This is a genomic window from Bacteroides sp. D55t1_190419_B8, from assembly GCF_015558905.1.
GTDB classification, from domain to species: Bacteria; Bacteroidota; Bacteroidia; order Bacteroidales; family Bacteroidaceae; genus Bacteroides; species Bacteroides vicugnae.
Genome location: NZ_JADMOU010000010.1, coordinates 109,909 through 132,134 on the forward strand (window position 1 = coordinate 109,909; position 22,226 = coordinate 132,134).

General features: G+C 42.1%; 12 protein-coding genes and 1 tRNA gene. 8 read left to right on the top strand and 5 right to left on the bottom strand.

Annotated features, from left to right (window positions below; translation table 11 throughout):
• Positions 1-14: 14 nt before the first annotated feature.
• Both I2I13_RS11270 and I2I13_RS11275 read right to left on the bottom strand, forming a co-directional pair.
• A complete protein-coding gene (locus I2I13_RS11270; RefSeq protein ID WP_195649534.1) occupies positions 15-1,661 on the bottom strand; it encodes a RagB/SusD family nutrient uptake outer membrane protein in 1,647 nt (548 codons plus the stop codon).
• 19 nt (positions 1,662-1,680) lie between these two features.
• Positions 1,681-4,854 (bottom strand): TonB-dependent receptor, encoded by a 3,174-nt coding sequence (locus tag I2I13_RS11275; RefSeq protein WP_195649535.1) that lies wholly within the window; start codon positions 4,852-4,854, stop codon positions 1,681-1,683.
• Positions 4,855-5,249: 395 nt separating this feature from the next.
• Here I2I13_RS11275 and I2I13_RS11280 point away from each other — a divergent pair, with 395 nt between their 5' ends.
• Both I2I13_RS11280 and I2I13_RS11285 read left to right on the top strand, forming a co-directional pair.
• Entirely contained in the window at positions 5,250-9,383 is a 4,134-nt protein-coding gene (locus I2I13_RS11280) for a two-component regulator propeller domain-containing protein (RefSeq protein WP_195649536.1), read from the top strand.
• A gap of 107 nt (positions 9,384-9,490) precedes the next feature.
• Positions 9,491-11,203 (top strand): glycoside hydrolase family 43 protein, encoded by a 1,713-nt coding sequence (locus I2I13_RS11285; RefSeq protein WP_195649537.1) that lies wholly within the window; start codon positions 9,491-9,493, stop codon positions 11,201-11,203.
• Positions 11,204-11,224: 21 nt separating this feature from the next.
• Here I2I13_RS11285 and pulA read toward each other — a convergent pair whose 3' ends face one another.
• From pulA to I2I13_RS11300, 3 genes are read right to left on the bottom strand one after another with little or no spacing between them, the layout of a single operon-like run.
• Positions 11,225-13,231 carry a type I pullulanase gene (gene pulA, locus I2I13_RS11290; protein ID WP_195649538.1) on the bottom strand — a complete coding sequence of 669 codons (2,007 nt, stop codon included), beginning with the start codon at positions 13,229-13,231 and terminating at the stop codon, positions 11,225-11,227.
• Positions 13,232-13,282: 51 nt separating this feature from the next.
• Positions 13,283-13,849, bottom strand: a complete 567-nt coding sequence (ruvC, locus tag I2I13_RS11295; RefSeq protein WP_195649539.1) for a crossover junction endodeoxyribonuclease RuvC — start codon at positions 13,847-13,849, stop codon at positions 13,283-13,285.
• A complete protein-coding gene (locus I2I13_RS11300; RefSeq protein WP_004304386.1) occupies positions 13,846-14,148 on the bottom strand; it encodes a DUF4286 family protein in 303 nt (100 codons plus the stop codon). The genes ruvC and I2I13_RS11300 overlap by 4 nt, the downstream gene beginning before the upstream one ends.
• Before the next feature lie 115 nt (positions 14,149-14,263).
• On the opposite strand from I2I13_RS11300, the gene I2I13_RS11305 reads away from it, so the two are divergent.
• The 6 genes from I2I13_RS11305 to I2I13_RS11330 all read left to right on the top strand — a co-directional run bounded on the left by I2I13_RS11305 (position 14,264) and on the right by I2I13_RS11330 (position 22,197).
• Positions 14,264-14,337, top strand: a tRNA-Ala gene (locus I2I13_RS11305).
• 282 nt (positions 14,338-14,619) lie between these two features.
• Positions 14,620-15,192 carry a sigma-70 family RNA polymerase sigma factor gene (locus I2I13_RS11310; protein WP_122137782.1) on the top strand — a complete coding sequence of 191 codons (573 nt, stop codon included), beginning with the start codon at positions 14,620-14,622 and terminating at the stop codon, positions 15,190-15,192.
• A 79-nt stretch (positions 15,193-15,271) separates the two neighbouring features.
• A complete protein-coding gene (locus tag I2I13_RS11315; RefSeq protein ID WP_195649540.1) occupies positions 15,272-16,342 on the top strand; it encodes a FecR family protein in 1,071 nt (356 codons plus the stop codon).
• Positions 16,343-16,365: 23 nt separating this feature from the next.
• Positions 16,366-19,344 carry a TonB-dependent receptor gene (locus I2I13_RS11320; protein ID WP_229128622.1) on the top strand — a complete coding sequence of 993 codons (2,979 nt, stop codon included), beginning with the start codon at positions 16,366-16,368 and terminating at the stop codon, positions 19,342-19,344.
• Between the two features lie 8 nt (positions 19,345-19,352).
• A complete protein-coding gene (locus I2I13_RS11325) occupies positions 19,353-20,540 on the top strand; it encodes a DUF4876 domain-containing protein (protein ID WP_195649541.1) in 1,188 nt (395 codons plus the stop codon).
• Between the two features lie 91 nt (positions 20,541-20,631).
• The gene (locus tag I2I13_RS11330; RefSeq protein WP_195649542.1) at positions 20,632-22,197 is read left to right on the top strand and encodes a DUF6850 family outer membrane beta-barrel protein; all 1,566 of its coding nucleotides are present in this window, start codon (positions 20,632-20,634) and stop codon (positions 22,195-22,197) included.
• Positions 22,198-22,226: the final 29 nt, after the last annotated feature.

The following is a 22,226-nucleotide window of genomic DNA, read 5'->3' on the forward strand; positions in this document are numbered from 1 at the left end:
TCGTATTCTCGTTTTTAGTTAAACAAATCGGTTATTCTGTCTTCCTTAAATGCATAAGGCACAGGATCCGCTTTCAACAAAGGATTTTGCACTGTCTCCGATTCCGGATAAGGAAGAAGAAATATACTGGAATCGATATCACCTATGGCACGTTTTGTTTCATCCGAATCTTCATCTCTCTTCAAAGTTTGTGTATCCGCATCCCATACTACAGGGATAGCAGTACCCCTATCCTGTCCGGTGATATAATTGAGTACTTCCTGTTGTTTATAATAAGCTCTACGTACCAAGTCATACCAATACTGTCCTTCCAGACAAAGTTCCAGTCTACGCTCACGACGAATATCTTCGTAAGTAATCGAATTTTGGGGTTCCAAACCGGCACGCTTGCGCACTTTGTTAAAGTATTCCATTGCATCGGCATCATCTGTTGAAGGATTATTTCCCAATATAGCTTCTGCATAAATCAGATATACTTCTGCCAGACGCAACATGTAAGTATTGATAGGAGTACTTCCGGAAGTGATCTTCGCATTATCTTTGCTAGAACCACAAACATATTTCTTACAATAAATTCCGGAAACAGTACCCGATGCTTTCTTCTCACAAGTATATCCTCCGTTTGCTTTCTGTATTTCAGGATAATGATCGCCATAAGCCATCCAAGTCGGCTGACGTCGTTTATCTCCTTTTTCATACTCCCAAATCACGTCCGGTTGTGCAAAAACATAACCGCCCCATGCACGGTCATTACCAGTAATAGCTGACTCACAAGCGAAATAATCCTGTATCGTATTACATTCTCCATACGTACCATTACTAACCCATTGCAAAGCAAACAGTGTTTCCGAGTTGTTATTATTATCAATCATAAACAAATCGGCATAGTCAGTCATCAGTTCAAAATTTCTGTTTTCTATCACTTTTAAAGCCGCTTTCTTTGCCAAATCCAGATAGTCCTGATTACGGGTCGCACTATTAGGGTTACTACTATAACCGGCATACGTCAGATAAACACGCGACAACATACCAAAGGCACTGTATTTATTGACACGTCCGGCAGCAGAAGAAACCTCCGGCAAATATTTTGCCGCAAATTCCAAGTCACGCATCGCAAATTCATAGACATCACTTACCGGGCTGGTATTGACAATTGGATTAGCTACCAATTCATCCGTATCTTCATTAATAATAACATTTCCCCATAACATCGCCAGATAGGAATAAGCAACTCCACGCATGAACCGTGCTTCAGCAATATATGGGTTCTTCACTTCTTCGCTATTGGATGAGTTACCTTTGATCCCGTTAATAATCTTATTAGTTTGCTGTACTATATTGTATAATGAGCCCCAAGCCGAAACTAACGGCCCCGTCAATCCGGTTTCGGTCAAATCGGCAAAAGGATAGATATAATTGGAGGTTGTCGCACAAAGGTTGAATCCGCGTCCATCACCCAGTCCATAATAGAACTTATCGTTAAAGTCGAACCACACCTTATTATACAAAGGAGCTGTTGCTGCCCGGAAATCATCTTCCGTTTGATAAAAGTTATCTCCTGCGATATTGGAGTTATCTTCAGAATCGAGGAAGTCACTGCATCCTGCAAACGCCAAAGCTACAGCCAACATGAAAGAGTATATATATTTACTTGTTTTCATATTTAGTCACTTTAAATGATTAAAAGGTTAAATTCAGACCGAATGTATAAATTCGCGGAGAAGGATAACGATAGTTATCAAAGCCTGTAAGCAAAGCGTCCTGATTGGCAGAACCTATTTCCGGGTCCATCCCTTTGTATTTTGTGAATGTATATACATTCTGCAGGTTACAATAAAGTTTCAGATTCTGAATACCAATCGGTGCCAACCATTTACGCGGGAACGTATAGCCGAAAGAGATAGACTGAATACGCAGGAAAGAACCATCTTCCACAAAGCGGTCACTGAAACGATAATTGGAATCATCTGTCCCTTTGGCAATAGCCATACGGCAAGCATAAGGGTCACCGCCTACAATCTGTATATTCCGATAATCATCCGGACCATTCGGATCAATCAAAGCCAGTTGTGCATAATCCAACGCCGATTTCAGGATATTATTATTGCCCCGTGGATTTTCAAGTTCACGACGCCCCCAGTTTACAACTTCATTTCCCACCGATCCGGTCAGGTTAATGCTCAAGTCGAAGCCTTTATAAGAGAAAGAGTTACCGAAGCCGAAAGTAAAGTCCGGTTCAGGATTACCGATATAAGTACGGTCCTGTTCATTGATAACACCGTCTTTGTTTACATCTTCAAAAATATAATCACCAATCCAGACACTATTCTTGGAAATCGACATACCTTCAGGCAATGCTACCGGCTTAATTGCTCCGGAAGCATCTTTATAGTAAAAGTCAGTAGCCTTTTCAAAGCGGCCAATCACTTTATAACCATAAAACTGTCCGATAGGGTTTCCTACTGATGTACGCGTCAGTACGGTTATTGTTTCGCCTGTCTGATTACTCTTATCTATCAGGCTGGTTGCCGTATCCAGCGATTTTACTTTATTACGGTTCATAGAGAATACCACGTTACTTCTCCATTGGAATCCGCCTTTATCAATATTCACTGTATTTAAAGTCAACTCAAGTCCTTTATTCTCCAAAGAACCCACATTCTTCCAGGGTGCGGAAGTAGAGCCCTGACCTGAAGTTCCCACGTAAGCAGGAAGAGGCACTTGCAACAACAAATCATTTGTTTTCTTATAATAAATATCGGCAATCAATTCAATCCTGTTCTGGAAAAGATTAATATCAAGTCCCAGATTACTTGAATAAGTAGACTCCCATTTCAATTCGGGATTCGGAGTATTGCCAGCCAGCAATCCTGTTCCCCAAACGGTAGCAACAGATGAATAAATGGCTTTATATGCATTATTAGGCACATTCTGATTACCTACAACGCCCCATCCTAAACGCAATTTCAGATTATTAATAATATTGTTGTCTTTCAAAAAAGATTCATTGGAAACCTTCCAAGCCAAAGCAGCCGACGGGAACCATCCCCAACGATTATCTTTGTAGAATTTGGAAGAACCGTCGCGACGAAGAGTAAATGTCAATAGATATTTGTCATCGTATGAATAGAACAGACGGCCGAAATAAGATAAAATCGAACTTTCTCCACTATTACCATTATTCTTGGCTGTTGCGGCATCTCCCAATGTCAGGTCGGTTGCGGCATTGGACAAATATCCCATACGGCTTCCCATCAGATATTCCCATTTGCTCTCCTGCATTTCCTGACCAATCATTGCATTCACATTGTGCACTCCAAAAGTTTTCATGTAATTCACGATATTTCTCCAACTCCAGAACTTATTATATGATTTGGAGAAAGTCCCCTGACGGTCCGTATTTTCAATCGCACCAAAAGTATATGAGGGATCAAATTTATAAGTATTAGCTACCCCATAATCGAAAGACAATTCCGTTTTAAACGTCAGTCCGTCAATGATAGTAGCTTCAGCATAGGTGTTTGCCCGAATACCCATTTTCTCGTTGCGGTTATCCTTAATCATGGCAAGACCCACCGGATTCGTTTGTACCCATTCGTCCGTATCCGGTCCGTCAAATGTGCCTTCAGCATTACGAACAGCCACACTCGGACTCTGCAATAAAGCAGTTCTAATCAACGACTCGTCAGATACAGTCAATTTCTGACGGGAATTACTAAACGCAAAGTTAATACCCATTTTTAAATAGCTCTTCACCTGGGCATCAAAACTACCTCGTAAGTTCAGACGCCTGAACCCTGAACCAACAGCAATACCATCCTGATTGAGGTAGCCTGCTCCCAAAGCATAGTTACTTTTATCAGTACCTCCGGTCACAGAAAGATTATGACTGGTCATCATAGCTTTAGAGAACATCTCATCCTGCCAGTCTGTACCCTCACCTAGTAAATCCGGACGAACAAAGTTATTATCCTTGTTCACTATTCCCCAATCATTTCCCGAATAGTCTTTTCCTGAACGAACATTCTTATGCTCCGCATATTCCCGCAGATTCAGCATATCCAGTTTTTTAGGCATTTCCTGCCATCCTATATATCCGTCATAAGTTATTTGCGCCTCACCCTTCTGTCCACGTTTGGTAGTAATCATAATCACACCGTTTGCAGCTCGCGCACCATAAATAGCAGTGGCGGAAGCATCCTTTAATACGTCCATAGAGACGATGTCCGAAGGATTGATAGATGCCAGTGCATTATCACTTCCCGAACCTGTGGAACCGTCGATGATAATACCGTCAATGACAAAGATAGGTTCATTGGAGGCATTCAAAGAGTTGATACCACGAATACGGATGGAAGAACTACCACCGGGCATACCGCTATTAGCCTGTACCTGCACACCAGCAGCACGTCCTTGCAGTACCTGGTCAACGGAAGTCACTACAGATTTCTTAATGGCTTCATCGTTGACCGATACAACAGAACCGGTCAGGTCACTACGTTTCATCTGACCATATCCAACTACTACTACTTCGTCTAATACTTTTGCATCTTCTTTGAGGGTAATATCAAACTGCTTTTTCCCGGCTACAGGAATCGTTTGTGTCTGATATCCGATAAAAGAAATCTTCAAGCTACCTTTGGCTGATACATTCAACTTAAAATTACCATCCAAATCGGTAACTATACCATTGGTAGTGCCAGCTTCTACTACACTGGCTCCGATAATCGGTTCGCCCGATGCATCTTTGACCACTCCCGTCACGGAAACAGTCTGTGCCAATACCCATACAGGGAAGAGGCAGAAAAGAATGATAAGACCTAACGGTCGAAAATAATGATTTGTGCTTTCCATAAAATCATTTTTTTAATTAATAATGATAGTGGTTAATCCAAGTTATAGGTTTTTCTCTTCTTATTTATAATAAGGAATAGAGTAAGGAATTCATGTTTCCATAAGCAGTTATTATTTTAAGGTGTCCGACAATTCATTTTTTTGGTTAATGCAAATTTATGGATAATATATCAAGCATAGGTGGAGATTTTGTTTCAAGCAATTGACAGGCGGTTACATACACTTGCATGTACGTTACAAGCTATTGCACACCCGTTACATACCCCTCCCAGAAGCATCCCTAAAGGGTTTGCACGTAACATCAGTAAAAGGAAAAGTAACAAAGCTAATGCTATTTTAATTTAATATAGTATCTTTGTCTATATAAAAAGCACCAATAAACCCTGCTTATATTAATGAGTATGAAAGCACAAATCCTATTCCTTTTTTCCATATACTGTTTCCTGATAGGAAGCACTCCTGTTATGAAAGCACAGACCGGCAAATTCTATTCAACAGACAAAGAACTTTCCAACAGTCTGATCAATGCCGTATATCAGGACCGGAAAGGATTTATCTGGATAGCTACCGAAAACGGACTTAATAAATTCGACGGGACACGTTTCTCGATCTATCGACATAATGCTACGGATAGCACCAGCTTGAAAAACAACTATGTACGGACATTATTCGAAGACAGTCGCGGTAATTTCTGGATCGGATGCATCAATGGCTTACAACGATATGACCGCGCCACAGATAACTTTCACGAATTATTCATCTCTCGGAAAGACGGACGAAAAAATCCTCATATCACTTCCATTATTGAACGCCGGAACGGAGATCTTTGGATAGCAACTTCCGGACAAGGCGCCATATCCCTAAAAAAGAACAGCAATCCCGCCTCCTTCCATATCGAAACCGAACTGACAGACCGGATAGGTAGTAACTACCTGAATGTCATTTTCGAAGATTCCCGGCAAAATTTATGGATTGCTACAGAAGAAAAAGGACTGTACCGTTATTCTCCGGAAAGTAAAGAGCTTAAAAGCTATAAAGCACCTTATCATATAGCAGGCGATGACGTTTCTGCCATTTGTGAGGATGCACACGGACAAATTTTCGTAGGAACCTTGACAAAAGGTCTTTTCAGACTATCATCCCGACAGGAAGGAAACTTCGAACCTGTCCTCTACCAAAACCGGATGAATTTGAATATCCGGACTCTCATCATTGATACCCGTGGAAAACTTATCATAGGAACAGACGGTGAAGGAGTAAAAGAATATCAGCCTCAACAAGATATTATTGTGGACAGTGAGATTAATGCGGGTCCCTTTGACTTCTCCAAATCCAAGGTTCACTCGTTAATCGAAGATAAAGATCACAATTTATGGCTGGGCATTTTTCAGAAAGGTTTGATACTAGTGCCCGGCATTTCAAACAAGTTCGACTACTATGGCTACAAATCAATACACAACAACACTATTGGTTCCAGCTGTGTTATGGCTATTCATACAGATGAACAAGCTACAATCTGGATAGGTACGGATAACGACGGATTATATGCCATAAACGATCAGGGAAAACAATTACGCCATTACACCCATCAGGCAGGTAATCCCCAATCTGTCCCCGGCACTATCCTATGTCTCTATGAAGATTCCAATCAGGAACTTTGGCTAGGATCTTACTTCGATGGTCTGGCACGGATGAACAAACAAACCGGAACATGTCAAGATGCCACCTCTCTTTTACAAGGAAATCTTAACGCAGGCAAGCCCAAAGTTTCCTGCATCATTGAAGACAAAAACAAGAATCTCTGGGTGGGTACTTATGGTTCGGGCTTATACAAAATCAATTTACCAACTCAACATGTCACCTATTACGAATCTACCCGCAACGAAAACGATGACTGGAGCATCAACCGTCTTCCGAACGATTGGATCAGCTACCTACTGGAAGATAAAGAGGGAATGATATGGATCGGCACTTATAAAGGTCTGGCCGTACTCAATCCTCAAACGGACAATTTTATCAATTATAAAAAGCAAAACAATCTCCTCCCCGGGTATGTCGTTTACAGTTTATTGGAAAGTAGTAATGGAGAGATCTGGGCTGGTACTTCCGAAGGACTGGTCTGCCTGAATAAAGACAGACTAACACCGGTACTTTTCACTACTGCCGATGGACTCCCCAGTGATATTATTTGCGGCCTGGCTGAAGACGAGAAAAAAAATATATGGATCAGTACCCATCAGGGAATCTCCAAACTGAATCCTCCGGAAAAGAAGTTTATCAACTATTATGCAGGCGACGGTCTGCAAGGAAATGAGTTTACACGCACTGCTGTATTTAAAGATAAACGCGGCAAGATATTTTTTGGAGGTACCAATGGAGTAACAGCTTTCTACCCCCAGGATATCACCGAAATCAAAAAAGAAATGAATGTATTGATTACCGGCTTTCACGTTGCTAACCGCCCTGTGAAAAAAGGGGATAAATCCGGCAACAATGTCATCACTGATACTGCTGTCATGGATACCGAGCAATTTACACTGGCATATAATGAAAATACATTCAGCATTGATTTTTCTGTTTTGGAATTCAGCAATCCCGACCGGATTAGTTATCAATATAAGATAAAAGAATTAGGCGATGAATGGATCAGTACGCAACCGGGAACAAACCGGGTGACTTATAGCAGTCTGAAACCGGGGAAATACACTTTCTCCGTACAGGCACGCGACCATAATAATTTCTCTAATATCCGCACAGTTACTATTGCCATCACTCCACCCTGGTACCAGACCTGGTGGGCAAAAGTAATCTGGGGATGCCTCGGAGCATTACTAATCTATGCTCTTACCATGTACATTCTGTCACGTATCCGCCACCGGCAAGAAGTGATGCGACAAAAACACATGGAACAGATTAACGAAGCCAAATTACAATTCTTCATTAATATCTCACATGAAATACGTACCCCGATGACTCTTATCATCAGCCCGTTAGAGAAACTGTTAGCCGAACATTCCGAGAAACAACCGGTTTATCTCATGATTTACCGGAATGCCCAACGTATTCTACGCCTAATCAATCAACTGATGGACATACGAAAACTGGACAAAGGACAAATGCATCTGAAATTCCGGGAAACAGATATCGTAGGATTTATCAATGACTTGATGCAAACATTCAATTATCAAGCGCAAAAAAAGAACATCACATTTACTTTCGAAAAAGAACTGGAAGGTGCTGATTCTCTGAAAGTATGGATTGATCTAAATAACTTTGACAAAGTATTGATGAATGTCCTTTCCAATGCTTTCAAATATACACATGAGGGAGGAAATATCGAAGTGTTATTGAAAACCGGTCACAACGATGCCTACCGGGGTGCTTTGAAAGATTATTTCGAAATAGATATCACCGATAACGGGATCGGTATTGACAAAAACAAAATAGAACAAATATTCGAGCGTTTCTATCAGATTGACAACGACATGACACAATCTAATTTCGGTACAGGAATCGGACTGCATCTTTCACGGTCGTTAGTGGAACTGCACCACGGCATCATCAAAGCAGAAAACCGCGAAGACGGACAAGGAACCCGTTTCGTCATCCGCCTACCGTTAGGTAGTAATCACTTGAAAGCAGAGGAACTGGAAAATCCTGAAGAAACCGGAAGCGAACCAACCATCTCCCAACTTCCCAAAGATTCGATCTATGAAACGGAAGAAGAAAACAAAACCAATGAGTACAGGAAACCCAAAGCAAAAACACGTTATCGCGTCTTAATTGTAGAAGATGATGAAGAAATACGCCGCTACATACGTAGCGAACTGGATAGTGATTTCCGTATCTATGAATGTACAAATGGACGGGAAGGACTGGAAACCATTTTGAAGGAGAAACCCGATCTCGTCATCAGTGATGTTATGATGCCCGAAATGGATGGGATCACTCTCTGCCGGAAAATAAAACAGAATATCAATATCAATCATATACCGATTATATTATTAACCGCCAAATCGAAAGCCGAAGACCAAATCGAAGGGCTTGAAATTGGAGCAGATGCTTATATCGTAAAACCATTCAACACTGAATTATTACGAACTACTATCAGTAATCTGATAGCCAATCGGGAAAGACTGCGCGGCAAACTGGTAGGTGAACAACAAGTAGAAGAAAAAATAACAAAGATAGAAATGAAGTCCAATGATGAGATCTTAATGAGTAAAGTAATGAGAACCATCAATGACCATCTCGCCGATCCTGCCCTTAATGTAGAGATGCTGGCAGCCAACGTTGGAATGAGCCGCGTACATATGCACCGCAAATTAAAGGAGTTGACTAATCAGTCAGCACGAGATTTCATTCGTTCTATCAGACTGAAACAAGCTGCCAATCTGCTACGTGAGAAGAATCTAAGCGTTTCGGAAGTTGCATACGCTACAGGCTTCTCCAACCTCTCTCATTTTTCCAATACATTCAGAGACTTTTACGGAATTTCACCGAGTGAATATAAAGAACAACAGATGTAACAAACAGAATAAGACTTGTTACAAACAAGAATCCGAATTAGAAAAGAAGCCGTTATCTTTGCCGTGTATCACAAATGTTCCATTTCATTCATTAATAAAGTAGAGCCATGACGACACAAAAGATTTTCTTTTCTCTAATTATTATCCTGTTTACCATAGCTACCGGATTTAATATAACCGGATGCCAATCCATTCCCCAAACAAATGAAGCCATTTTCGACTTCTTCGAATATCAGGGAGAAGATGTTATTTTCGAAACACCGATTGATTCGATCTATGAATACCGGAATCCGATTGTCTGTGGTTTTTACCCGGATCCCAGTATCTGCCGGAAAGGAGAAGACTATTACATGATACATTCCTCTTTCTCTTACTATCCGGGAATCCCAATCCTACACAGCCGTGACCTCGTACATTGGGAACAAATAGGACACGTACTCGACCGTCCCTCACAATTAAAACTCGACAACATCCGCCTAAGCGGAGGTATTTATGCACCAGCCATCAGCTATAATCCTGCTAATGACACTTTTTATGTGGTTACCACCTGCGTAGATGGCATCGGCAATTTTGTTGTAAAAACGAAAGACCCGCAACAAGGTTGGAGCGACCCGATCCTTCTTCCTGAAGTTGGCGGAATCGATCCTTCCCTCTTCTTCGACGAAGATGGAAAAGCATATCTCGTTCATAATGACGCACCAATAGGAATACCGGAATATGACGGGCATCGTGCCATCTGGATTCACAACTATGATCCGGGCACCGACCAGACATTCGGGAAAAAACAAGTCATCGTAGATGGAGGCGTAGACAAAAGCAAACACCCTATCTGGATAGAAGGACCCCATCTCTATAAAATCAAAGGAAAATATTATCTGATGGCTGCTGAAGGTGGCACATCCGTCAATCATTCAGAGGTTATTTTCACCTCCGACCATGTGAAAGGTCCCTACCGACCCGTATCCGACAGCCCGATCTTAACGCAACGCGATCTCCCCGAAGACCGTGCCAATCCAATCACCTGCACAGGACATGCCGATCTTATTGAAACACCGGACGGACAATGGTTTGCCATATTCCTGGCTTGCCGCCCTTATGAAGGTGACTTATACCATACCGGACGTGAAACATTCCTGCTTCCGGTTACATGGAAAAAGGGAACACCTGTCATTATGGAAAAAGGGAAAGCAATTCCTACTGTTGTACGTCCCGAAAATTGGAAAGCTGATGTTGCCGGAATTACGCCACAAACATTTACAGGTAACTTTAGATGGAGAGATGACTTCAATACCGATGAGAAATTAGCTTTGGAATGGCTGTTCATCCGGACACCGCGAGAGAACTGGTGGAGTATTCACGAAGGCAAACTTCATCTGACTCCTGCCGCTTCTGATATTTATACTGTGGGTGCTCCCGCCTTTATTGGTCATCGTCAGCAACATACCAATTTCACTGTTACTACGGAAATGAGTTTCACTCCGCTCAATGAACAAACATTTGCCGGACTTGTCTGCTATCAGAATGAAAAATTCAATCTCATTTTTGGCAAAACAATCCGGGAAGGAAAACAAGTGATTACTGTAGTCCGTACTGACAATGGCAAACAGACAACTGAAGGTACATTTACACTAGAGGATAAACGAACCGACCTCCCTCTTTACCTTCGTATCACTGGACGCGGTGGAAAATACAGCTTCACCCTATCTTTCGACAAGAAGAAATGGCAAGAAGTAGTCAACGATTTAGATGCCACCATCTTAAGCACCCATAAAGCAGGTGGGTTTACAGGAACTATTATCGGTATGTATACCGGAAAATGATTCTTAATCTTCAAACAAAAGTTACTTGTACATAATCAATGCAGACTGTCCGGGAATAATTACTTCCGGTCCGGTCTGCGTACCTAATCCACGCACATCTATCACGCCATCTTTGCATACCACTGTATATTTACCAACAGGCACTTCCAAACGCGCAGGAGTCATACGGGAATTAAAAGCTACGATAATATCTTCCCAACTATCCCCGTTCGCATGATCCTTCAGGCGGAATGCAATCAGGTTTTGTCCCTCCACCGGAAGAAACTCCAGATGCTTCCGAACCTTTTCCGCATCTCCCATACGGAAAGCGGGATGGGACTTACGCAGATCTATGAGTCGCTTATAATACATGAAAACATCTCCGTTCGTCGTTTTACGTCGCCAATCGATAGCATTGACTGCATCCGGACTCTTATAACTATTGTCCACTCCTTGTTTATCGCGCATCACTTCTTCTCCTGCATAGATAAAAGGAATACCTTGCGAAGTGAAGACTACCGTCTGCGCAAGCTTATCAAGTCGAACCAGTTGCTCGGGAGTAGCTCCCGGCATACTTGCTTTCAAGCGATCAACAAGGCACAAACCGTCATGGCAGGAAACGTAGCTAATCATCTGGGTAGGCTGCTCCGCCCACGGTTTCTGACTATAATTAACAGAATCACACCGTACTTGCGGATGCTCAATAGCACCCACAATACCGAATTTAACACTCATTTCTGCTCCCGGAACTCCGGCGAGGAAAGCCCCTTTCTCCTTTTTCCACACAGGTCCGCAAAGCCCGTCACGCAATTCATCCGAGAATACGGCAATTCCCGGCATGTGGGAAACATTCCCTTTCATTGCCAACGAATCTGCCGGATATTGGGGAGTGTCGGCTGCCCAACCTTCTCCATAAATACAAATGGTAGGATCAACCTTGTTCGCCGCTTTCCGGATCTCATTCATGGTTTCAATATCATGCACCCCCATCAAGTCAAAACGGAAACCGTCAATATGATATTCTTTTATCCAGTAAAGAACGGACTCTATCATGAACTTGCGCATCATAGGGCGTTCGCTTGCCGTCTCATTACCGCATCCGGAACCATTTGCCAATGTCCCGTCTTCTTTCTGACGATAAAAATAACCGGGAACAGTACGTTCAAAGTTACTTTCAACGGTATTAAAAGTATGATTGTAAACCATATCCATTATCACACGAACACCAGCTCTATGTAATGCTTGTACCATCTGTTTGAACTCTTTCACACGAGTGGCAGGTTGATAAGGATCAGTTGAATAAGAGCCATCCGGCACATTATAATTCGCCGGATCATATCCCCAGTTATAGTGGTTTTCTTCCAGTTTTGTTTCGTCGATAGAAGCATAGTCAGAGGAAGGAAGAAGATGTACATGTGTCACACCCAGTTCTATCAAGTGATCGATACCGGTCAGTAACCGATCCGAATTCATGGTCCCGTGTTCAGTCAATGCGAGGTATTTACCTTTATTCTTAATTCCCGAAGTAGAATCAACCGAGAAGTCACGATGATGCATTTCATAGATAATCATATCAGCAGGAGATTTCAGAGAAGGACGCCTGTCACTCTCCCATCCCTCGGGATTTGTAGTCTTCCAGTCAATAATGGCGGCACGTTTCCCATTCACTCCGACAGCATGGGCGTTGATTCCCGGCGTGTCTCCCTGCCATTTATCGTTAATTTTTACATTGAAAGTATAGAATTTACCAAGCAGGTTCTTGTCTACTGAAGTTGTCCAGGTTTCATCTTCTGTGGGTTCCATCTTTACTGTTTCATAAGCATGTCCGCCTTCACCGGCATCATATAGCATCAGGCGTACTTCTTCTGCAGTTGGTGACCAAAGATAGAATTTGGTTGCCAACGGCGTATATTCCATTTCCATAAGACTTCCCGTACGAACCGGATACAGCTCAAAAGAAGCATATTCCTTTTTCGCAGGGGAGCAGCTCATTACTGTTGTCACTGTAGTCACCCCTAATATTGCTAAATAATTACTTCCCATCTTCATTTAAACCTCCCCTAGATATTTCCTTTATATCTATCCCTATAATCAGTCGCTTTACTTCACCTTATCCGGATTCTTCGCTATAAAATCCTTCCAGCTATTATAACCTTTTTCCATTGCCGGGCGTCCCATTTGCAGGAAATGACAATAGGCTGCCGCCAATCCGTCTGTTGCATCCATAAAAGTAGGCATATCCTCTTTGGGAAAGCGCAACATCCGCTGCAACATATCCGCTACCTGTTCTTTTGATGCCTGCCCGTTTCCGGTGATAGCCATCTTTATCTTCAAAGGAGCATATTCCGTAATCGGAATGTCCCGGCTCAACGCCACTGCCATCGCTACCCCCTGTGCACGGCCCAACTTCAACATCGATTGTACATTTTTACCGAAGAAAGGCGCTTCAATAGCCAGCTCATCAGGCAGATAACTTTCAATAATACTCAATACCCGTTCATGGATATGGCGAAGTTTCAGATAGTGGTTGGCAAATTTACGCAAGTCGATAATCCCCATCGCAATCATTTCAGGCTTGGTTCCTTTCACTCTTAGAACACCGTATCCCATGATTGTCGTACCGGGGTCAATCCCCAGGATTATCTTTTCTTTTACCGGTTGAATCACTCTATCACCTCCATCAGGGTCGGAAACCCGATCACTTTATCTTTAAATATTTTTGCCAGTTCATCATTCAAACGTACTCCCTGTTCCAAATGCCAACGATGCAGCAACCCGCTGCTTTCCACCTCCCATTGCAAAGAATACGCACTTCCTTCTTCCCGATGACTCAATATCCGGCAAATGCGCGGTGCTTTTAAAGCACCGTGTTTCTGTACTTCAGGGATATAGCTTTCTTTTATCCAAATCATGAAATTGTCGTGAACGTCATCGTCCACTTGAAAAGTTGTATTATAAATCAGCATATCTTAATTTCATACTATTATTTACCGCAAACATAGCAATTATTTCAGAATAATGCATTATATTTGCGGCAACAAAAAAGATTCGTTTACAAACGTTATCATATAAGATAGAAAAGGGGCGTTAGCTCATCTGGCTAGAGCGCGACACTGGCAGTGTCGAGGTGATCGGTTCGAGTCCGATACGCTCCACAAACATCGCAGAAGGGTTCTAAAACAGAACTCTTTTTTCTTTTTTATAACTATTCCATCCCTCTATTCCCTTCAAAAGAAAAACTCATAGAAAAAAACGCCTAAATCTCCCATGTTTCCGGCCTTACAGCTGCATTTCCGACTGAACATCTACACTTTCAAAAAGATATCGAATACCTACAAATAGGTATTTCAATGACGTTTTATCATAAAAACATAAACAAGAAGTATTATATCTTAAGATTTTTATGTTATTTTGCATTGCGTAATTCTATTATAAAAATGAATCATTTAACGGATAAAGAATTAGTAAGTCTATTCAGCACGGATAAGGAGAAGGCTTTCAACCTTTTCTTTCAGCGTTACTATATCCGTTTATGTATGTATGCAGTACAGATTACAGATGACTTTTCCGAATCCGAAGATATCGTTCAAAGTTTTTTTATTTCATTCTGGGAAAAAAAGCTCTATAAAACCATTACTGACAATCTGAAAGGATATGCCTATCTCTGTATTCGCAATGCATCACTGAAATTCATTGAAAAACGAGAAAAGATAGACTCCAGCGATATTCTTCTAAACGAAGAAGAATACCTATATATATGTGAAAGCCTTGAAGAGAATGAACGTGAACAAAAAGAAAAGGAGTTGGAAAAAGCTTTAGCAGCATTGCCCGAACAAGAAAAGAAAGCACTCTATGGTGTCGTTATTGAAAACAAAAGCTATAAAGCAGTAGCTAGCGAACTGCATATCAGCGTCAATACATTAAAGACTTATCTTGCCAGAGCGATGAAGAAACTGCGTAAAAACGAGAAATTACTTCTAGTATCTTTATTCTTGATAAACCTATCATAAATCTTCCAAGAAAAAAAGTCTCTCGTTTTTGACACCCATTTTACACAATTCCGGATCATATAATAAAACGAGAGAAAAGATGAATCAAGAAGATCATAATAAAACGGAGAAAAATCTGATTACTTTGCTCAACTGGTACCGGTTGAAACGGGTAAATGAATTTGCGGCACAATGCGATGAAGCACAAGCATGGGAATCAATCCAGCAACGCATCCGCCACCGTAAACGGATACGAATGTACACCTATTGGAGCAGCACTGCCGCTGCCTGCCTGTTAATAGCAGCTTTCAGTTTTTACACACTCACAGAATATGACCAATCTCTATTTGCACACAGAGGGGAACAGAAAGCAACCCTGTTTGTAAATAACGGAGAATCTTACGACCTGCTGTCGCAAGATAAATCTATATTTAATGCAAACGGCATGCAAGTTGCTCAAAATACAGAAAAAGAATTAAGATACGACACTCAAACGAGTATACAAAAGAATGCAGGAAAGCATATTTTAAATGTACCCAGAGGAGGAGAATATAAACTCGTGCTTTCAGACGGTACACGTGTACACGCCAATGCCGAAAGCCGCCTTACTTATCCCGTTTCTTTTACCGGTAATAAAAGAGAAGTCTACCTCACAGGAGAAGCTCTCTTTGAAGTTGCCAAAGATACGCTCCATCCTTTCATTGTACATACCCCGTACGGTATAGTAGAAGTAGTAGGAACACGGTTTAATGTCAATACTTACGAGAAGAATCAAACTACCGTAACCTTGGAAGAAGGAGCCGTAAAAGTATACTGCGAGGAAAAGAAAGGGACAGAACAAAAATCTCTTTCACCCGGTGAGCAAGCTGTCATACAATCAAAAACAATTAATACACAAACAGTTCAGGTACAGGAATATACTTCCTGGGCAAACGGTATATACGAATATACCGATACGTCACTGGAAACTATTGTACAACAACTTTCGCGCTGGTATAACGTCAACATAACCTTTACCGACCCGCAATTGCGTGAACGAAAGTTTGCAGGAGTCATCTTCCGCGACCAACCATTACAAAAAGCAGTAGATATATTATCCAAAGTTTCTAATGTACACTTCAGACAGAAGGGAAATGTTATTGAGATAACAGAGAACCGTCCCCAATATTAAACAGGAAAAAGCGTTGTTCAAATATGAAAAAATATCTTTTAATCCGGATGATGCAAACAGTAGCCATTATCCTGTTTGCCGCCAATGTATCGGCACAAAACCAAAATGTGGTCATATCAGTACGGAATATCCCGGTACGTACTGCACTGACCCAGATTCGGCAAGCTGCCAATGTACATTTTGTCTATGAAGAGAAGAATATTAATGGCCAACAGACTGTAACACTCAATTATCCGCAAGGGACATCATTGAGCACTTTACTCAACAACCTTTGCAAGCAAATAGGACTGACGTACGAAATCAATGAATCCGTTATTCTACTCTATCCTGCTCAAAAGCAAACCACCACTCATGACATCCATATCCTGTTATTGGAAAGGGGAAACAAACAGCCGCTACCAATGGCAACCTGCGTTCTTAATCCGCTAGGAGCTTATGCCGCAACCGACATGGAGGGAAAGGCTGTACTAAAAAATGTCCCCACAGGAAAATACATATTAAATATTTCGTATGTAGGCTTCGAGACTGTGCAACGGGAAATCAACGTTGAACAAAACCTGGATCTGACGATCCGCATGTCTCCCACTTCGCTAGCTTTGAAAGAGGTAGTAGTGGTAGCAAAACAAAATGCGGCCGGAGAATCTACCAGCTCCATTATAGGCAGACAAGCGATAGACCATTTACAGGCTATGAGCCTTGATGATGTGATGCAACTCATACCGGGGCACTTAATGAAAAATACAGATCTGACATCCCGTTCCAATGTACAGCTCCGTACTCTTGTTAACAATAACACCAATGCCTTCGGTTCGAGTATCATAATGGACGGAGTTCCCATGTCCAACAATGGTACACTATCGCAAGGAGGATTTTCAAGTACCGCATTTGTCGGAACAGACTTACGCCAAATTAGTGCGGACGATATTGAATCCGTAGAAATAATCCGTGGTATTCCTTCTGCCGAATACGGTGATTTAACCTCCGGACTTGTAGTTGTTCATTCCAAAATCGGACAAACTCCCTGGCAGATCAAGGGAAAGATAAATCCCGGAACAATGAATTACTCGCTCGGTAAAGGATTGCGTTTAAACAAAGATGCCGGTATCCTGAATTTCAATCTCGACTATGCACAAGCATGGGGAGATCCACGCCAGAAAACAAAGTCATTCGACCGTTACACCTTTAGCTTGGGATACAGCAAAGATTTTTCACGTATCTGGCATACAGACACAAAGGTACGTTACATGATGGGCAAAGACTGGAATGGAAAAGACCCGGATGCCATCGACGACGGCACTTTTCAAAAGAATCGCAACCAGCTGTTCTCACTAAGCCATAATGGCAAACTATCAATTAATAAACCATTCTCACGTACTGTTAATTACACATTAGGTGTCAGCTATACTCAAACAGAGATGGAAAAGAGCGCCATTGTTGCCAATTCGTCCGGGTTGCTACCGATACTTACTGCCACAGAAACAGGGTATTATAATGTGCCTTTCGAGCAAAGCTCATATCAGGCAAGCGGAGGTTCCCTTAGCCGTCCCGGAAATGTATATGCCAAAGTCAGCAACACGTTCTTCGTAAAATCAAAGAAAACATATCAGAACTTCAAAATGGGAGTGGAATACCACTACGACTGGAATAATGCCCGCGGATATTATAATGATGACGACCGTTACCCATTGCAACCCAACAGTAACGGACGTCCCCGTCCTTTCTCCGATATTCCGAGCATCCATCAGATGGCCGCTTACATAGAAGATAACTTCCGTTGGGATATATCAGAAAACAGATTTCTGAAAATACAGTTAGGCGGACGTTTCACCACCTTACAGCCGTGGGCGGATGAAGCAACCTTTTCTTTCTCTCCCCGTGTAAATGCTTCGTTCTCCGTCAACAAATGGCTGAATATCCGTGGAGGATTCGGACTCAACTCAAAAACTCCCGGTTTAGATTATCTCTATCCCGACAAAAAGTACATCGACCGTGTAGCTGCCAATTATATGCCTCAAGACGACAAAGTCGGACAAATATTGATGTACCACACCCAAGTGTACCACGTGCAACGAACTAAAGGATTGAAGAATGCGACCAATCGCAAATGGGAGGCAGGGTTCGACATAAAGTTATCGGACAAGCATAAATTAAGCCTCATCGGTTATCATGATAAAACCGCTAACGGATTCGGATCGGCCACAGAATATTTTACGTATACAGCCAACTATTATTCTGCGGAAAAAGGACTGATTATCACTCCTGGACAAGCTACAAAAATAGATTGGGATAATCCAGAACGCACGGACCTTGTACTCAGTACGACCGGTAAAATAGGAAACACGAATGTCTCTATCAATAAAGGGATAGAAATGGACTTTGACTTCGGCGAGATTCCGGCACTGCACACTTCATTCTATCTGTCAGGAGCATATATGGAATCCAAGACCTACTCTACAGACATCAACAGTAGCAATCCTACCGATCTACCTACTGAATATCAGGTAACCAATACCATTCCATTCAAAATTGTATATCCATCCGGGCTAAACTATAGCACTTACCGCCGCTTTACGAACACTCTGCGGATTGTGACCAATATCCCGGCACTGCGTATGGTAGCTTCGTTCTCAACACAAGCCATCTGGTACAATTATTCCAAGAGCAACAATCCTCCGATGGACCCTATCGGATGGATAGACACAGACCTCTCTTATCATGAAATAACAGCAGATATGCTGGCAGATGAGAACTACAAAATAAAAGGAGTATCATTGAAAAGCCAACGCAAGAATCCTAAAGACAATGTGCCAAGCAAAGCCCCTATTACATGGTTAATGGCGGGACGCCTCACCAAGGAGCTGGGCAATATAGGCGGCATTTCATTCTATGCCAACAACATACTCTTTTACGAACCTTTTCTCAAAAACTCTACCTCCAACACGCTAGTACAGCGTAATACAGGTAATTTCAGTTTTGGTGTCGAATTATTCTTTAATTTATAAATCACAATATGAATAGAACAATTTCTTTTATTACAAAAATGATGTTTGCGGCTGTCACAGTTATCATGGCTGCATGTTCCTCTGACGACAATGCCACACAAGCATTGACCGTACAAGTGAAAGTATCCATGCCCGAAGGATTCAAGTCCGACATTCTATATACAGGGCACACTGTTACAATGGGTAAATACACCGCCATTACAAACGAAAAAGGTATAGCCACTTTCGAAGGAGTGATTCCCGATTTGTATGACATCTCTACTTCCTGCGAAATCACTGCAGAAGAATATGAAGAAATGACAGGCAACGATCCGCAAAATGAAAATTATGTGATTTCCGGCAGTCTATTGAAATATACTGTCGGTTCGTCAGCAACCATCGAACTTCAAACAAGTATTTCTGCCAAACAATCAATTGTTATCAGCAAAGTTTACTATGCAGGAACCAAAGACAACAATAATAAAAATTATCTGGCAGGTAAGTACATTGAGTTCTTTAATAACTCGGACCAAACCGTTGATATAGCCGGACTTTATTTCGGACTGGTAGAGTCGGAAAGTACTCCTGCATATACGCTTGGCTCCACACCGGAATATATTTACCTAAAGCAGATTTACCGTTTCCCATCTAATGTAGTCGCAGAAGTTGCACCGGGAGCCTCGATAATCGTTGCCAATAGCGCCATCGACCACACAGGAAATAATGAAGTAGATTTATCCAAAGCCGACTTTGAGGCTAAAGATACGCAGGGGAAAACAACCAACAATCCTGCAACCCCGGCTGTGGAACTGATATATACAACATTTCCCACAATCAGTAATATGAACCTGGTACAAGGTGGCCCCTGTTCTGTTGTATTATTCAGTACAGATGAAGATGTGACCTCATGGGAAACTGTATACGTTGACGGCAAGGATAAAGGAAGCAAGTTTGTCAAAACCCCTGTAAAATACATAATGGATGGTGTAGAATGTTTGAAAAACAAAAGTACGGGAGTAGATAAAAACACTAAACGTCTTTACAACTATATTGATGCAGGCTATCAATACACGGAGGCTACCACCGGATATACCGGAGAAGTAGTTTACCGCAAAACAGCCAAGACAGAAAACGGGCGCACCATTCTTGCTGATACCAATAACAGCAGTAACGATTTTGCCGTATCAAGTGAAATCAAACCGAAGGAATACAAATAATAGAAAACAAAAGAGACTGTGCCCCAAGAACATATAACCTTCCGGTACAGTCTCTTCAACTACTTCACGAAATAATTAAACCAATTCAGAAATGATGATGAACCATCGATATATACTCTTTACCGGTCTGATGGTAACTGCACTGTACATACATGCCCAAGATATCGAATTACAGACAAAAGAAAAATACGAGTACGCCGATGCTACCCAGTTATGGAGACGTACCCTGAATCCTGCCGGGCTCTCTTTGGATACGCTGACCAACCGGGGAATCAGTTATTTCGAATTCTCTCATCAGCAAGGCACACACTATCGGGTTCAGGACGGTGATGAGCAAAACAAATTATTGTTCACTTCAGAACGATACCAAAAAATTGGGAAATTTCTCTACGGATACGGGCGTTTTACCTTTGACATGGGACGGCAATTCAACCGTTCATGGAGCGACGTATTGCGTAGCCACCACTCCAATCCTTACTTTTCAGGAAGCTCCATCAAAGGAAAGTACGACTTCCAGAACTTCGACCTCTCGGCAGCGTTAGCCACTCTGCCTATCAAAAACTTCACTTTCGGCGCACGACTGGATTATAAAGTAGGAGATCTTTCCCGACTAAAAGACCCCCGTTCACGCACCAATCTGGCAGACTATCAACTGACTCCTGCCGTCACCTACACGTGGAACAAACACTCGCTGGGTCTTAGCGGTTATTACCATCGCAGAAAAGAAAAAATCCCCAACATCACCACCGTACAAACCGATCCGAACCTCAAATACTACACCTTTACCGGAATGGAAAATGCTGATGGTACCACTGGTGGTTACTCCGGTTTTGAACGTGAATTCGTCAACCATGAATTTGGCGGTGAATTGTCTTATCAATATAAGAACGAACGGATTCAAACGCTTACCACCCTTTCATACGCCAAAGGCAACGAAGACGTATGGGGAGACATCAAATATTCACCGGGAAAATATCACACTACCACCTACAACCTGCTTTCTATGAACCGGATCAAATCCGGACGCACAGAACACATCATCGACATTTCCATTAACTATCAGACAGGAAAAGCCGACGAATACCGTCAGGAAAAAATAATAGAAAAAGATCCGGTAACAGGTATCGAATCCTCCTACTGGAACACACTTCTCACGTATGACGAACGTTACACCGTCGATTTACTCAATGCCAATCTGCACTACCGCCTGTTGTGGAGTAATCATCACACCGGAGAAGCCACAGCCTACGCAGGCGCACGCGCCTATTTCCAATCGGTAGAAGATCAATACAATCTTCCGTCTTCATCACTTACAGTCCGCCAGGCAACTATCTGCATGGAAAGCGGATATTCATTCCTGCGCAAAAACAACCGTTCATTATGGATAGAAGCAGAAGCCGGATATCACATCTCGCTATCATCGGACCTGTCACTCAACGATCCGTCCACAGAATACGCCCAAAGTGTGCTTTTACCCGACATAACCTATTATGGAGCATCGTATGCGCACGGAAAATTGCAAATACAATATCAAATGCCTGTAACTATAAAAAAACACACCAACGTGTGGTTCGTCAAAGCCACAGGAGCATATCTGAAGACCGACAAGAAAACCGATTCCAAAATGTTCGGAATAAGTCTCGGACTGTACCATTAACCTTCCTCACCCCACAAAAAACAACCAGA